Source organism: Haloferax sp. s1, assembly GCF_058382125.1.
The window spans coordinates 1-15419 of sequence record NZ_JBZRPK010000684.1 but is presented as its reverse complement, the minus strand read 5'-3'; the positions used below and the strand labels follow the sequence as shown (position 1 = coordinate 15419).

Sequence of the window (15419 nt, the reverse complement as noted above, 5' to 3'; positions counted from 1 at the left end):
AAGTACCAGCTTCCGTTCTACGTCGCCGCCGACATCGCGATGGCAGTCACGGAACAGGCCGTCTCCCCCGAGACGTTCGATATGGACGAAGTCGAAATCGACCGCGGCAAGGTCGTCGGCGACGACACCATCGACGAATGGCTCGACGAGAAAGGCCGATTCCAGCCACACGCACTCACCGACGACGGCATCAGTCCGCGCGCGTTCCCCGGTACGGACGAGGGTGCACACATGTCGACTGGTCTCGAACATGACGAACTCGGTCGCCGGACCGAAGACACCTCGATGCGCGTCAAGCAGGTCGAAAAGCGCGACCGGAAGGTCGAGACGGCGAAGTCCGACGAGGACTTCTCGCCGCGTGAGTTCGGCGACACCGACTCGGACGTGCTCGTTATCTCGTGGGGTTCCAACGAGGGCGCGCTCGTCGAGGCCATGAACTTCCTCGAAGCGGACGGCATCGACATCCGCTTCCTCTCAGTTCCGTACATGTTCCCGCGTCCGGACCTCTCGGACGCTATCGAGGCGGCAGACGAAGTCATCGTCGTCGAGTGTAACGCGACGGGACAGTTCGCCAACGTCGTCGAGCACGACACATTAACCCGTGTCAAGCGCATTAACAAGTACGACGGCGTCCGCTTCAAGGCGGACGAACTCGCAGACGAAATCAAATCGACCCTCGACGCAGAGGAGGTTTCAGCATGAGCTCAGACGTCCGCTTCACCGACTTCAAGTCAGACAAACAACCGACCTGGTGTCCCGGCTGTGGGGACTTCGGGACGATGAACGGTATCATGAAAGCCCTCGCCAACTCCGGCAACGACCCGGACAACACGTTCCTGGTCGCCGGTATCGGCTGTTCCGGCAAAATCGGGACGTACATGCACTCGTACGCCATCCACGGCGTTCACGGGCGCTCGCTCCCCGTCGCTGCCGGGGCCAAGCTGGCGAACCCCAACCTGACCGTCGTCGCCGCCGGTGGCGACGGTGACGGGTACTCCATCGGTGCGGGGCACTTTATCCACGCCGTTCGCCGCAACGTCGACATGGCCTACGTCGTCATGGACAACCGTATCTACGGCCTGACGAAGGGTCAGGCGTCGCCGACTTCGCGCGAGGACTTCGAGACCTCGACGACCCCCGAAGGGCCGCAGCAGCCGCCGGTCAACCCGCTAGCGCTGTCGCTGGCCGCCGGTGGCACGTTCATCGCGCAGTCCTTCGCGACCGACCACAAGCGTCACGCCGAAATCGTGCAGGAAGCCATCGAGCACGATGGCTTCGGCTTCGTGAACGTGTTCAGTCCGTGTGTCACGTTCAACGACGTGGACACCTACGACTACTTCCGCGACAACCTCGTGGACCTCAAGGAGACGGACCACGACCCGACCGACTACGACGCTGCCAAGGACAAGATTCTCGACTCTTCGAAGGAGTACGAGGGAATCATCTACAAAGACGAGAGTTCGGTCTCCTACGAGCAGAACTTCGGCGTCACGGAGAACATGTCCGACATTCCGTCGGGTGCCCCCGACGACGCGATGGACCTCGTCCGCGAGTTCTACTAAACCGCGTTCGATTCACCACGTCGGTTGTTCTTTCGGCCCGACTGTTCTTTCGATTGGGCCGTTTGGCCGTTTTTTGACCTTCCCCGTTCGGTAGTACTCGCTATTGCTGCATCCGAGTTGGTCTTGCCCCCGTGAACGGAGTCAGAGTGACTGGGGCAGAAGCGACGGCAACGCAGACAAGCCGGAGGAAATGCAGGACAAGCCGGAGGAAATGCAGGACAAGCCGAAGGCAAACGCGGAACGAGGACAACACAGGACGCAGACAACTGGAGAGTTGTCACTCGAACCGGTCGGTAGGGGCTTACTCGACCGTCTCAATGCGGAGTCGGTACCGTGTGCCGCAGTCGAGACACCGCGCGTCATCAGACTCGATGAGTTCGGTTACCAGCACCTCTCCGAACTCGCAGTTGGGACACTCGTAGACGAGTGAATCACCCGCGATGCGGTGTTCGAATGCGTTCGTGTTCTCTTCGGTCAGTGGTTCTGAGGCAGACGACATGTATGACCACTAATCTAGATATGCTACCACACACCACATAAAATTGTACCTCGAATCGAGCCGCCAAAGCCGGAAAATCCCTACCCTTTCGGAACGGCTTTTCAACTCGCAACCGTCGAGTTCCCTATGACGGAGCACCTACCTTCAGCAGGCGACGCACCGCTGGCGAATGGGATGCCGATGCTCGGCCTCGGAACGTGGGAGAACACGAACCCAGACGAGTGTGAAAACGCAGTGAAGACGGCGCTGGAGATGGGGTACCGCCACATCGACACCGCCCAGATTTACGGGAATGAGGCGGAAGTCGGTGCGGGTATCGCCGCCGCGGACGTCGACCGCGACGATATCTTCCTTGCGACCAAGGTCTGGATTGACGAACTCTCCTCCGACGACGTTATCCAGAGCACGCGAGAGAGTCTCGACAAACTCGGCGTCGACTACGTGGACCTGCTGTACGTCCACTGGCCGGCCGGCGAGTACGACGCCGAAGAGACGCTCGCCGCCTTCGACGAACTCGTCGACGAGGGCCTGACAAAGCGCGTCGGCGTCTCCAACTTCGAACCCGAACAGCTCCGCGAAGCCGTCGAACTGTCCGAGTCGGGGATTTTCGCCAACCAAATCGAACTTCACCCGCTGCTCCAGCAGGACGAACTCCGCGAGGTCTGTGCCGACGAAGACATCGAAATCGTCGCGTACTCCCCGCTCGCTCGCGGGACGGTATTCGATGTGGACGTACTCTCCGATATCGCCGAGAAACACGACGTAAGTGAGGCACAGGTGTCGCTCGCGTGGATTCGAGAAAAAGGCGTGACGGCCATTCCGAAGGCGACGAGCGAAGGCCACATAGAGGACAACTGGAAGTCGCTCGACCTCGAACTCGACGACGAAGACATCGAAACCATCGACGCTATCGAGGAGACCGACCGCCGCGTGGACCCCGGATTCGCGCCCTGGTAGATAGCTAAAGACGACCCTCGATAGCTGACTCCCCCATTCGGTCTCGCCTCTTTGAGGTACCCACTCCTGGCTACTCGGCCAGTCTCTGTTTCGCGCCTCGTATCCCGACCCGAAGCCGCAATGGATTTGTTGATTGGCTTCCGACAGAACTGTATGGAGTTCGACCTGACCAAGACAGTCGCACTACTCGTCGGTCTCGTTGTGCTCGGAACCGCGGCGCTCATCGGGATGGGTGTAATGGAGACGAACACCGTCTTGATGATGGTAACGCCGGCGATGCTCGCCTTCGGCGTAATCTGTCTTGCCATCGGCGTCAAGCACGGCGAATACCGGACCGCGAACTAATAGGGGTTCTCGTAGTCAAAGGGATTCTCCTAGTCAACCGTCCATTTCACCTTCCGGGAGTCGACACCGTATTTCGACTCCCGAGCAAGTGCTCTGTACTTCTACGACACTTCTGTAATCGCCCTACCGCGAACTCTCGCTTTCCTGCCGATTTTCGACGACGTCTTCGAGTGTCTCGTCTGAGACAGTCACCGAAATGCGGACGCCGACGAGGCTGATGATGATGCCCGTAAAGATGAACATCGCCAGTCGCTGCATCGGTGAGAGGTGAACGCGGCCGAGTAACACGAGATTAGCGAGTTCGCCCTGTCGTTCGAGGAGGAAGCCAGCGACACCGCGGACGACAAGCCCGATGGCGATAACCCCGAACGGGAGGTTCATATGCGACGTTGAGACGCTCTCACTGCCGATGAGTTCGTCGAGGAGCCGACCCGCACTGGCGGTGAGCGCGGCGAGCGCCAACCACGGAACGCTGTGATAGACGAACAAGAGTGACGGCACGAGCAACTCGTTGCCGTCGGTACCGGGCGTCTGAACCGCGAGTGCGCCGAGGAACAGACCGACAATAGCCAGTCCTGCCGCCACCGCGTACGTGACGACAGACACCTGTCCGGAGTAGAGGGCGTCACGAACTCGTTCAGGTGCATCCGAGAGGAACTCGTCGATAGCCAGTCCCTTGTACAGGAGAACCGCGCCGAGAAGGGCGGCGAGACCCGCCATTGCGACTGCCGGGGTGAACTGGACGAGAAGGAGTGGGAGCAAAAGCAAACCCACACCGAGTGGGACGAGCACCGTCGAACGGAGTTCCTCGTCGGCGAGGAACTGTTTGAGGAGGTAGTAGGTCGACTCGATGTCGTGTGCCTGTCGGACGACCACGCGGTCGACCGCGTCCACTCGAAGTCGACTTTCGACGACGGGAACGAGGCGTTCGTCCTCCGCACTGTCGATGACGACCACCGCGGACTCGACATCGTGCAACTCGACGAGTTCGTCGAGCTGGCGAGCGACGGATCTATCCGCACCGACGACGCTCTCGCTGGTTCCGGAGATGACGGCGACTTCGGCGTCCTCGCGCTCGTCTCGGAGTTCGCGCGTGACGCGCAACGCTTCGAGTAGACAGTTAACGCTCGAATCCTCCGGGTCTGCAAGACCGACATCGGTAACGAGCGACCGAACCGCCTCCCAGCCAACGACGGGCGTCGAGAGTCCCGACTTTCGGCCAATGTCGTTTGCTCGGTCGACACAGAGGACGAGCGTTGTCACGTGGAAAACGAATGCGGCCGTGGGCTAAAAAGCCTCCCAGTCATCAGAACCGAAATGAGAAGCCGTCGTCCACATCGACCGACGAGGCAAGCCCTGCACCGAAGGCATACGCGGCGGTTTCGACACCGCCACGGAGTCTCTCGGCGAGTCCGAGTTCCGGCGTGAACCCCTCGATAGACACCTCGTCGCGGTCGAGCAGTTCGGCAAGCCTATCTTCGACATCGTCGCGAGTGCCGAGCGAATCGACCAACCCGAGTTCGTGCGCTTCGTCACCGAGGTAGACCCGGGCTTCCGTGTCGCGGACGGCTTCCGGGTCCATATCGCGGCCCTCAGCGACGCGCTCGATAAAGTCGTCGTAGTAGTCGTCGATGAGTCCCTGAAGGTACTCGCGTTCGTCGTCCGTCGGCTCTTTCAGAGCGTTTCCGGCGTCTTTGTACTTCCCTGCGGCGAAGCGCTCGTAAGAGACACCGAGTTTATCGGCGAGTTCCGAGGCGTTGACTGACGACCCGATAACGCCGATTGAACCGACGATACTCGCGTCGTGGGACCACAACTCGTCGCACCCGCTGGCAATCCAGTAGCCACCCGAGGCACACACGTCGGTTGCATAGGCGATTGTCGGCCCGTCGAAGTCGGCGGCCGCTCTCCAAATATCGTCGCTCGGAAGCACCTCACCGCCGGGCGTGTTGAGTTTGAGAAGTAACGCTTCGGCGTTTTCGTCGTCGGCCGCAGCGTCGATTTGCTCGACGATGTCGTCCGCCGGCAGCCCACTTCCACGACCCGGAATCGGAGCTTTGCCGCCTTCCCGCGAGATTGGGCCTTCGACGGCAACTTCGGCCACATCGTAGCTCGGGAACGCCGATGTGGCGAGTTTCCTACCGACCTGGAGTGCGATGAGGACGGTCCCGATGACCAGAAGGATACCGAGCAGGTCGGTGAGCGTTGCCGGTATGTCGTAGAAGACCACCCAGCCAACGATGGCCGCGATGACAGCCACGACGAGAACGATAGCCGCTCGGAAGAGACGTGTGAGTCTGTCGTTCACGGTGAGTCACCCATAGCTGTCGCTCAGGGCGCAATCCGTATAAAAATGATACGTCGCGTGTTGCGACGAAGAGAGAGAAAGAAAGTGACCGGGCTTAGAGCAGGCCGGACTTCTGGAGCTTCATCAGGTCCTCGGTCTCGAGGGTCTCGCCTTCCTTGAACTTCTGGTAGATTTCCTCGGCCTCGGCCTTGGCGGCTTCGCGCTCTTCTGCGCGGGAGTCCTTGCGCTCGCGCTCTTCCTTCTTGTCCAGTTCGCGCAGGCGCTTCTGGACGCGGACGAAGTCCTCGTGGTGACGGTCGGCCGCTTCCTGGGCTTCGACGAAGAGTTCGTGCATCTCGTCGGCCTTGTCACGGATGTCGTCGGCCTCACGGTAGGCCTCGATCATCTGGTTGTGGTGTTCCTGGGCGTCGTCTGCCAGCTCAGTCACCTTCTGGTGGTGCTGGGACGCCTCGGAGCGGACCTCTTCGGCCTCGGCGATGAGTTCTTCGAGGTCACCGCTCTCTTCGACCTTGTCCTTTTTTTGACGGAGTTCTTCGCGCTTGTTCTCAATCTTCTCGATGAGTTCGCGCTCGTCTTCCGTCGAGAGAACTTCGGTCTGCTGACGGAACTCGAGTTGCTCGATCTCCTCTTTGAGCTCGTCGATATCTTTGCCGTCGTCGAGCTCGAGGTCGCTTTTCATCTCGTCGACCTCGTCGAAGAGCTCGTTAGCCTTCGCGTTGAGTTCGTTGCGCTGGTTCTTGTGCTCCTGCACCTGCGAGTTCATCTCGTCTCGCTGCTCGCGGTGCTTCTGCGCCTCGTCGACCTTCTCGCGAGTCATCGCGTTGAGGTCGTCGCGCTTAGAGGCGCGTTCAGAAGCCATTTGGTTTAGTTCGTTACGGCGGTCTCGGAGTTGACCAGCGAGCTTGATGAGTTCGCCTTTCGAGCCGTTTTCGAGCTTTTCGTCTGGGAGATCGATGTTTCGTGCCTCGTCGAGTCCCTGCACGTCGAACTCGCTAAGTACTTCCTGCTTCGTTACCATGCGTAATCAATCCTCGATACCATCACCACTCCGTGCGTGGCGGCTGCTCTTTGGAGTGCGACCGACCGTGGATAAGAATTCCCGATCATTCTGCGTGCTATGCCGCCGGAACGCCGGAGGCGCTCAGGTATATGTTCATACAGCCGTCCAACTAATAAAGACTTCGGTGGTGAAACGGGTGAAAACAGTTACCACACCGCTCGTATTAGCCATTTTTCCATGATAGTTCTTGACACATGCATATATAAATGGGGTTCGAATCGAGGGGGCTAAACCGGACCGACACAGAGGGCACTCCATGCAAGAAGTCATTCGCGCCCGTGGTCACGAGCACGTGAGTGCCGAGCACGCGAGTACGTTCGAAGTGACGAGCGACGACTGGCTCACCCCCGCTGGCGACTGTATCCTCGCTATCGACGCGGACCGAACACCGGCCGACTTCGACCCGGAATTCGTCGGGGCGTGCCAGTCCCACGACGCGACCATCGACGTGACCGTGCGCGTGGAGGCGGGCGAAGACACGTACGAACAGACCGTACGCGGACGTGGTCACCCGGAACTCACCTTCGACGGCGACCGAAGCATCGTCTTTCGGACGAGCGACTACGTCGACGACCGGACGGGTGCCGTCGGTTCCGAACACGCCGCCGAAGGGTTCGACCGCGACCTCGTTTCGGCGCTTACCGACGGCGCGGACCTCACCGTAACCATCGAAGTCGAGTAACGACGGGAACACCATACCGGGAGACACGTAAGACGACAACGCCGGTGTCGACCACGACGAGGTGCGCTTTTTGCTCCGCGGTCGTAATCCCCGACTATGCCCGAAGAGCCGTCCGAAAACATCAGCGGCGGTCCCAGCGGCGGCGGCCAAGACATGGCGTTCGAGCCTGCCGAGCCGGCGACCGCGACCCGCGCCGAAGTGGTTGTCGACCGACTTGGAGAACGCTACTGGCGGAAAGCCTACGGCGGCCAAGGTGGCTTCGAGTGTCTCGTCCGGACTATCCTCAGCCAGAACACGAGCGACAAGGCTAGCCAGCCCGCCCACGACACGTTGATGGCGCGCTACGGCGGCGACGACCTCGCGGAGTCACTCGCCGCGACCGACCGAGAGGGAATCATCGACGCCATCCGGTCGGGCGGCCTCTACAACCAGAAATCGAAGCTCATCCAAGGTGTCGCCGAGGAGGTACTGGCCGACTTCGGAAGCGAAGATGATTTCGACCGCTACGTCCGCGAGGCCGACCCCTCGACCGTCCGCGACCGCCTCCTGGAGATGAAGGGTGTCGGCCCCAAGACCGCCGACTGCGTGCTTCTCTTCGCGGGCGGGCGCGGGGGTGTGTTTCCATTCGACACCGAATCAGGTGTTAACATTACGATAGCAAAGAACAAGTGAATGGGACTCATCGAGCCCAACATGACCGACGAGAAAAAACAAATCTCCGTCCGAGTCTCTCCGGAGAAAAAATCGAAATGGATAGACTACCAAGAAGAACTGGGATTTGGTTCACGTGAAGCGATGATACGGCGAGCGGTTGAGTACTTTCATGCTTCTAAAACAGGTGGCGCTGATAGCGAAATGGCGGACGAAATCTCCTCTCAAATGGAGGACATCAAAAACAAGATAGAGATACTCCGTGCTGACGTAGGCGACGTGCGGCGTGAGCAACTAACCACTTCAGACATCGAAGATATTGCAGAGGAAATCGACTACACTCTAAGAGGGAGAGACATCATAGAAACGCCAGAAGGAATCAATGAGCAATTAAAAAATCACGGCTTAGAGCCTACAGAGGATAATCGGAAACTGGCAAGCGAACAGTTCCTCCGAGGATTCGACAGAGCGGTAAAATCCATCCAAGACCCAGACGAAAGGCAACGAATGGAGAAACTCTTAGACCAACAAATCGAGGAAATATACGGTATTACCACGTAAGCGTCTTCCCCTCACTTTTCTTCGGCGGCTCCTCGACGTATCCAGCCTCAACCAACGTTTTCAAGTAATTTTCAATTGACTCCTCTGAGAGGTCTGGGAACCAGTTTCTAAGCGACTCACGTGCCTGTTTGAAGTTCTCTTTCCCGTCGAACTGTCCCCACGCCGCCTTTACAGCCGGAATTCGCTTCGCTGACGTTTTAGGGATGTCCGTCCCCCTCATGGTGAGTTTTGCCGGTTCAATCGTTTCACGAGTCCACCACTCGTCAAACTCAATGAGTTCATGAATCTCGCTCACATCAAAAGTTGTGGAACTGCCGCTAATCACATCCTCAACAAATTCGGAGGAGTCCTTCTCAAGTTTGCCAGTTTGCATGTACTTATACAGGTCCTGTACGTCTGCAAGACGCTCAAAACGAGACATCCACGGAGATGCCATTGTCCAGACGAGCGCATCCGCAATCAAATCCCCAATATACCGTTGTGGGAGGTTCTCAACAAGGTCTTCAGGTAGATAGATGTCAGCGGGAACTCTCTTTTCAGGGTCTTCATATGAGCAATCTGAATAGAGATTGGATTCTGTTTGCTCCACGTTAGTTCTGACAGCATCGTTGAGAGTGTCAACTAATTCTGGGCACTGGTTGAAAACTCGTGTCTCAACCCGTGAGAATTCATCATTGTACTCGTCGTGAGCCATTAGGAGAGTCTCATACGCAACTACTCCTTTAGTCAGATTATTACACCGAGTGAGGGCTTCAGCAGCCCATCCATCCATCATTAATTGCTTGCGAACCCCATCATCGTCCCGATATACTGTGTTATCAACTGGTTTCATCTCACCTACACCTATGTGGATTACCTATGTTAGTTTATCCCCGTTTAGAACACTGGTTAGATTTAGGAGAGATTCGCAATATTGGATAAAACTGGCTAAGTAGAGATACCGAAGAGTGATAATTAATTCTCACGGCCTCCGAAGGAGTGTATATCTCAAAGAGTTTGCAAACTGTCTAAGATGTCTGAATTCGACCGTTTCTGATTTGGGAGATTGTCGAGGTGGAGGTCTAAATGAAGATGCAGATAACTACAGATACACAACCAGCGTTGTACACACTGGTTAAAAATTCTGCCCCTATTTAACCAGCATATTAAGTGTTGTTTAGCATAATTAGTATTGTCTGTTTTTATAGAACTGAATTGACTGCTTGAACAAAATCGGCCGTAGAACTGCTTCATCGGTAGAATCTGTTTCTGAGGCGTGATAGACCCCTACCCACCTTCGGAGAGACGAGGAAAATTAATTTTCTGGGAGAATTATGCCGGTGCCACTCTGGTCTCCTTTGTATCTTTCGTAGTAAAGCACACGATGTCAAGGATGTTTAATTGTCAAGAGCGAGTATGATTTTTTTGAGTCTCTTGTTCTCTTCCCGGAGGTAGGAGAGTTGTTTCTCTACTCGTTGGATATTCTGTTTATTGCTGTTGACGGCTTCATTGACTTCCTCGAAGCACTCTGGTTTTACTGGAAACTCGTATTCATCGGCTTTCTCTACGCCCTTATCGGTTAATTCGAGGATTTTGGGATTGCCCCCGTAGGGTCCTCCTTGGTTCTCTTTCCCGTGAGCGTAGTAGCGTCCGTCAACGATGAGGTAGACGGGTTCGAGTGTGCGGAGGGCGTTGTTAATGGTTAGATTGTCAATGCCAGACTCTTTCCGAACGTCTTGGATGGGCGCTCGGTTGTCGAGCCGTTTGAGTGCGGCGAGGATTGCCAGATATTTATCAGACAAATTGTATTCTCTACTAGACATGATTGATAGAATATACATAGTGGGGGTGCAAAGGTGATACGGTTAGATTGGGTTAGGACTGGGTGGTTATCATACGTTATCCAAACGTTTTTTAACGTATTCAGATAGATTTCCGACCCCTCTCTATGAGCCTACACCTCCAATTCTCTCTGAGTGAATGCTGGAACTGGGTCTCAAGATGGTACTCCGAATGTCATATATTCAAAATACTGAGGAACCCTTTTCATCGAGATAGATAGTTGTGGGACTTTAGATTTACATGGGAGTGGTTTCTCTGTTTTATATACATATATGGTCCGTAACAGACGAAAACAGGGGTGTCTGTAACACACAACTCTCAGGGTGTGTCTTGACCCCGTGCAAGAAAGAGTTCTAAATGGTTAACTCATCCTACTCTTGTGAACCCAAATGCTCCACCAGACGCCACTCAAATTCTGCGAATGACTCTGCGGCCTCACTGTCAGTATTGAGCGTAAACATCTGGCTGTTACCGATTTGACGAGTCTTCTGGACGATTCCCGACTCTATGAAAGCGTCTAGATATTTATATACGGTGTCTCTCTGGAGGCCTGCAAACTCAGCAATCTTGGATACTGATAATTCCATCTCAGGATGACCTATGAAGACGGCGATTATTTTGGTCTTAGGGTGGTCACCAAGCACAGAAATCAAGACATGCTGCTCTGTAACGTATCCCTCGTCAACCATATTGGTATCGTAGCAATCTCATCTACTGCTTCGAGAAACATAACGCTGTTTTACATGCCTGTCAGGATGGGCAGTGCTGTCCATACGAATAGACACTCAAACACCAAATTGTTCTGGATAACACTTCGGGATAGAGTTCAATCACACCGACGTGAATCAAAGTTATTAGCAAATGTGGTCAGTAACAGACGAAAAGAGGGGGGTCCCAGAGACCCGTGAAAATGTACTCATAGCAGACGAAAAGAGGGGGGTCCCAGAGACCCGTGAAAATGTACTCATAGCAGACGAAAAGAGGGGGGTCTTTGCGCCACCGGAACCGAAGATGTGTCGGAAACTCCGGGAGAATGCGTTGGTAGTGGCAGTAAGCCCTTCTCTCATGACCGGAGGAATCCTTCAATCTATAGGAGACGCCCGGAATCTTGCGTGGATTACTCGGGCTTCGTGAGAATGAGGATTTCCTCATCCAACCCGTCGTGGTCACCTGTCGTAGCGTGGAGTTTCCGCCACATCTTGATGTCCGTATCAACGAATCCAACCCGTTCCTCGGCAATTTGCTGGAGAATCTCTCCAGTCTCGATAGGGACCTGCCAATACGAGCCCGAGTCCGCAACGACGTAACACGCTTTCCCACCGGGAGCCATAATATCGAAGACCTGCTCGAAGTGGTGCTGCATCCCTGCGAAGTACTCCTCAACGACACGCGGATAGTACTTCCCGAAACCGTGTGAGATTTCTTCTTCCTCGATGATGCGTTCCATCTCGGTGACGATTTCATCGATGCGTTCTATCCCGCGGATATTCGTCTGCTCCGCTTCATCGTCCGCGACGTAGATATTCTTGGTATTAGAGCGGATATTCGCCTTTTTGATGCGTTGGAGGTCGCTATTGTCCTCCATTTCCCCCATCCAAATGAGTTCTAATCGCTGGTTTCGGGTGTAGTCGTGTTCCGCGGGATACGGCGGGGACGTTATGAGGCAGTCAACCTCGCCTTTGTGCTTCTCCAGTAACTCAGACTGCTCTCGGAGAACGTCACCAATCTCGCGAGCATCAGCATAGAGGACCTCGGTCTCCCCGGGCTCGAATCCATCTTCCATCGCCGTCTGCACCCGGCTTAGGTCGTCCTCTATCTTGTTCAGTTTATTCTCAAAGTAGAGGAGGACATCTACATCCTCCTTCTCTTTCTTACGGTAGGCTTCGGGTCCAAACCCGATGTTCGCAACATCTTCAGGGAGGATAGCGACCATCGCGAGCCGGAATAGGTCGGTGATGTCGTCATCTGGTAGTTCCTCTATGTGGTGACGGAGGACGAGCATTTTCTTCAGCGGCTTCTCGGAGAGCCAGCCTTTCGGCGTCTTATCCGGTTCGCTAAAGTCGTACTTTTCCAGCGACACCTCATCCTCGCCACCTTCAGTAAACGAACTAAGAGTTACTCCACCCTCTGCGCTAATCCTGCGAAATACGGGCGCGACAGTGTTGACAAGGTTGTCTCGCCGTTTCTGGAATTCGCTAATATCGATGTTCCATGTTGTCTTCGTTTTTCCTGCGAGAACACCCACAGGGCTTGCATCAGTCCCGATGGCGTCGATGCCCATCTGCTTCGCGGCGAGAGTCGTCGTCCCAGTCCCATTGAACGGGTCTAAAATTAAGTCATCCTGTGTAACGTCGAATTCCTCCACGAGGTCGTAGATAATTTGGTCGCTATAGGCGAAGACCATTCGGTACCAGTCGTGGATGCTCGTGTCAGAGAGACGTGCTACGTTGCTTTTGTGTTCCATACTGGAGTTCTCGTTCTTATCATCAAGTGACATTGGTCGGCTTTAGGTCTTTATCGTTCGCGCATCGATTCTCAACCGCTAGATAGTACGAGTATCTAAAAAGTCATTCGATGTATATCTAAATAGGAGTTCGATATTGGGGTCAGGGTTATCCATGCTCTTTGTTCATCTTACCAATAATGGCGACCGACTACACCCTTACAGAGCAAGCAGACTTATTCGATGTACTATCTGAGGAGAAGCGACTAATAATCCTTCAACACGCCGTAGACGGGCCTATAACAGCCCCTGAACTAGCAGAAACGGATGACTTTGAGGTTTCCGGAGAATCAATTCTATATCACCTCAATATGTTGGAGAAGGCTGGATTCTTATCCTCTTCTACAGTGCAGGGCCGTTACAAACGCCCCGTCAAAGAGTTCCGTCTTGATGGGGCAGGACGCCTCCTGTCATTGGAGATTGTTGAGGACGAGTATCACTTCGAGTTCCGCGAGCCCCCTATCGCGTAAATCCTTGTTCGCGCTCCTGAAGTTCCCTGCGCAGTGGCGTAAGTGCTGAGAGTATTTCGAATATCTACTTAGATTCCCGTTTGGCACCTCCCTAGATATATCAAATCGCCCACACTTTCATGCCATTTCTCCCGTTCGGTGCAGATATGGCTGGAAAATACCAGCGTGTCATTGAACACGTCTTCGAGAAGAAGGCAGAAGAGTACGGTACAGACGAAGACATCCCGTTTCACCGTGACGACATTGAGGAGGCTCTGACTGAACTTAACATCAGCGTTGGCAACGTTCCCGACATCCCGTACGCCTACCGTTCGCGGCGTCCACTACCGGACCCCCTCGCGCAGCACGGGTACTCTGCCGTCATCATCGACGACACGCGGAGTGGAGAGGACCCAACGTATATGTTCACGAAGCGGAGTCAACTCATCCCCGTTCCCGAGACCGTGGATGAAACACACCAAACGAGCGTCACTGTCCTCCCCGAGGCCGTACGCCCCTACATTGGTCGTGACGAGCAGGGTGTTCTCACGCAGGTACGTCATGCCAACCTTCTCAATGTCTTCACCGGGCTGGAAACGTATCACCTCACGAGTCACCTCCGTTTCAGAGTGCGTGGCCGGGAGGCTGAACTGGACGACCTCTACGTGGGTGTGAATGATAGCGGTGAACACTACGCTCTCGCCGTTGAGGCCAAGGGCGAGGGCGAGACGCTGAACCGAAATCAACTAATTCGAAATACGCGTGGAATCGAACACAAGAGCCAGTATCCCAACAAGGTACGAACGCTCGCCGTCAAACTCCACGAGAACGACATATATCTGTTCGAGTTCGAAGTCTACGAAAAGGACGGAGAAGACCGAGTTGACGTGGACCGGGTGTGGAAGTACGAATTCAGTGATGAAGACGAGGCCCAGACCGCCCTTAACGACCACTAAACATCGTTGAGGTGCTTTTGAACGTATTGAATCTGGTTTCGTCCATGTTACATTGCGCAGTCTCGACCAGAGTTGTAGTTCTGCCAGTCCCATCACATCGAAAAATCGCACGATAAAATAGTAATCTATATGTCAAGAACTATCTCCTTGTGCTGAGACAGTCAAACATATGGGAAACCTCGGTAATCCCTTTGACAGTAAAACCGATGAACAGTGCGTGGTCTGTGGCGAGAGCCTTACGAAAGATGACGACCGACTCACGATAGAAGATTACAGTGGTTCGACCCATTCGTCAAAAGTATTGACGTTCTGTAGCGAGCGTTGCTTACACAAACGGTACTAACGCTCCTACACGGCTCAACCCCCTGATTCTGCTCCACATGGTATCTCACAATATAGTTGAGAGACCCCTCCTAGTAAATAGAGTCAACCCGGGAAGCACTGGTCGAATGTCTGGCGGGTTGTCGTCTCAGCAAATCTCAGATAATGTCGTACAGACTCCAGCGACGCATGACCCATCGTGAGCGCCAGCGTCTCAAGGTCCATCGGCGGAGACCCCGACTGCTCACGCCCCCTGACAGAATGAACGGCAAAAGAATGACGCAAAGCCTTGGGAGTGACCCGATTAATCGTAATCTCATCCGCCGACTCAATCATATCCTGTTGAATGTCCGCTGCATCCGCCGCCTGTCTGACAACATCGTTTATCGACCGTGCGCTAATTGACCTAGTATTATACCCCGGGAACAGAGCCTGAGACTCCTCTGCAAACGGGAGAGCGTCCCGACCACCCATCTCCAGCCACTCACGCATCGTTTTACGAGTGCGGCGAGAGAAAAACACGGTTTTCTCGAAGTTTTCTGCTTTAGTGTTAGACACCTTCGAGTTGCGGACAGTGATTGTGCGCTTATCAAGGTCTAATCGGCGAGTTTTCATCCGAGCAACTTCACTGGGGCGACACCCAGTATTCCAGAGAACCTGAACGATTAGTTTGTTTCGGAGCGGCGTCTTAGGGTGTTGAGCCGCTCCCTCAATGAGTTGCTCCATCATTGGCATCGCCAACCA

General features: G+C 54.9%; 16 protein-coding genes and 2 pseudogenes. 9 read left to right on the top strand and 9 right to left on the bottom strand.

What is annotated here, in order from left to right:
* Both QT222_RS17430 and QT222_RS17425 read left to right on the top strand, forming a co-directional pair.
* Window positions 1-702, top strand: a pseudogene (locus tag QT222_RS17430) (2-oxoacid:acceptor oxidoreductase subunit alpha); the annotation flags it as partial.
* Window positions 699-1562, top strand: a complete 864-nt coding sequence (locus QT222_RS17425) for a 2-oxoacid:ferredoxin oxidoreductase subunit beta (RefSeq protein ID WP_004057369.1) — start codon at window positions 699-701, stop codon at window positions 1560-1562. The pseudogene QT222_RS17430 and the gene QT222_RS17425, both read left to right, overlap by 4 nt.
* A 301-nt stretch (window positions 1563-1863) precedes the next feature.
* Here QT222_RS17425 and QT222_RS17420 read toward each other — a convergent pair whose 3' ends face one another.
* Window positions 1864-2061, bottom strand: a complete 198-nt coding sequence (locus QT222_RS17420; RefSeq protein WP_014732193.1) for a hypothetical protein — start codon at window positions 2059-2061, stop codon at window positions 1864-1866.
* A gap of 174 nt (window positions 2062-2235) precedes the next feature.
* Here QT222_RS17420 and QT222_RS17415 point away from each other — a divergent pair, with 174 nt between their 5' ends.
* Complete coding sequence (locus QT222_RS17415) at window positions 2236-3018, top strand: aldo/keto reductase (RefSeq protein WP_004057371.1); 783 nt, start codon at window positions 2236-2238, stop codon at window positions 3016-3018.
* A gap of 153 nt (window positions 3019-3171) precedes the next feature.
* Window positions 3172-3363, top strand: a complete 192-nt coding sequence (locus QT222_RS17410; RefSeq protein ID WP_049917427.1) for a DUF7333 family protein — start codon at window positions 3172-3174, stop codon at window positions 3361-3363.
* A 123-nt stretch (window positions 3364-3486) separates the two neighbouring features.
* On the opposite strand, the gene QT222_RS17405 is transcribed toward QT222_RS17410, so the two are convergent.
* The 3 genes from QT222_RS17405 to QT222_RS17395 form a co-directional block, all read right to left on the bottom strand.
* On the bottom strand, window positions 3487-4626 hold the full coding sequence (locus QT222_RS17405; protein WP_004057373.1) for a DUF373 family protein: 1140 nt from the start codon (window positions 4624-4626) through the stop codon (window positions 3487-3489).
* A gap of 43 nt (window positions 4627-4669) precedes the next feature.
* Window positions 4670-5671 (bottom strand): signal peptide peptidase SppA, encoded by a 1002-nt coding sequence (gene sppA, locus QT222_RS17400; protein WP_491477903.1) that lies wholly within the window; start codon window positions 5669-5671, stop codon window positions 4670-4672.
* Between the two features lie 94 nt (window positions 5672-5765).
* Window positions 5766-6689 (bottom strand): coiled-coil protein, encoded by a 924-nt coding sequence (locus QT222_RS17395; RefSeq protein ID WP_004057375.1) that lies wholly within the window; start codon window positions 6687-6689, stop codon window positions 5766-5768.
* A gap of 298 nt (window positions 6690-6987) precedes the next feature.
* Here QT222_RS17395 and QT222_RS17390 point away from each other — a divergent pair, with 298 nt between their 5' ends.
* From QT222_RS17390 to QT222_RS17380, 3 genes and pseudogenes are all read left to right on the top strand, one after another.
* A complete protein-coding gene (locus tag QT222_RS17390) occupies window positions 6988-7413 on the top strand; it encodes a DUF371 domain-containing protein (RefSeq protein WP_491477902.1) in 426 nt (141 codons plus the stop codon).
* Window positions 7414-7509: 96 nt separating this feature from the next.
* Window positions 7510-8046, top strand: a pseudogene (locus QT222_RS17385) (endonuclease III domain-containing protein); the annotation flags it as partial.
* Between the two features lie 39 nt (window positions 8047-8085).
* A complete protein-coding gene (locus QT222_RS17380; RefSeq protein WP_491477901.1) occupies window positions 8086-8625 on the top strand; it encodes a hypothetical protein in 540 nt (179 codons plus the stop codon).
* On the opposite strand, the gene QT222_RS17375 is transcribed toward QT222_RS17380, so the two are convergent.
* The 4 genes from QT222_RS17375 to QT222_RS17360 form a co-directional block, all read right to left on the bottom strand.
* The gene (locus QT222_RS17375; protein WP_491477900.1) at window positions 8615-9457 is read right to left on the bottom strand and encodes a hypothetical protein; all 843 of its coding nucleotides are present in this window, start codon (window positions 9455-9457) and stop codon (window positions 8615-8617) included. The two genes, QT222_RS17380 and QT222_RS17375, sit on opposite strands and share 11 nt — an antisense overlap.
* A 544-nt stretch (window positions 9458-10001) precedes the next feature.
* On the bottom strand, window positions 10002-10427 hold the full coding sequence (locus tag QT222_RS17370; RefSeq protein ID WP_491477899.1) for a hypothetical protein: 426 nt from the start codon (window positions 10425-10427) through the stop codon (window positions 10002-10004).
* A 390-nt stretch (window positions 10428-10817) separates the two neighbouring features.
* Entirely contained in the window at window positions 10818-11135 is a 318-nt protein-coding gene (locus QT222_RS17365; RefSeq protein WP_491477898.1) for a hypothetical protein, read from the bottom strand.
* Between the two features lie 428 nt (window positions 11136-11563).
* On the bottom strand, window positions 11564-12850 hold the full coding sequence (locus QT222_RS17360) for a DNA methyltransferase (protein WP_491477897.1): 1287 nt from the start codon (window positions 12848-12850) through the stop codon (window positions 11564-11566).
* Window positions 12851-13089: 239 nt separating this feature from the next.
* On the opposite strand from QT222_RS17360, the gene QT222_RS17355 reads away from it, so the two are divergent.
* Both QT222_RS17355 and QT222_RS17350 read left to right on the top strand, forming a co-directional pair.
* Window positions 13090-13419 carry an ArsR/SmtB family transcription factor gene (locus tag QT222_RS17355; protein ID WP_491477896.1) on the top strand — a complete coding sequence of 110 codons (330 nt, stop codon included), beginning with the start codon at window positions 13090-13092 and terminating at the stop codon, window positions 13417-13419.
* A gap of 146 nt (window positions 13420-13565) precedes the next feature.
* Window positions 13566-14354 carry a hypothetical protein gene (locus QT222_RS17350; protein WP_491477895.1) on the top strand — a complete coding sequence of 263 codons (789 nt, stop codon included), beginning with the start codon at window positions 13566-13568 and terminating at the stop codon, window positions 14352-14354.
* Between the two features lie 426 nt (window positions 14355-14780).
* Here QT222_RS17350 and QT222_RS17345 read toward each other — a convergent pair.
* Window positions 14781-15419: tyrosine-type recombinase/integrase (locus tag QT222_RS17345; protein ID WP_491477894.1), on the bottom strand; the 639-nt coding region annotated here is incomplete at its 5' end.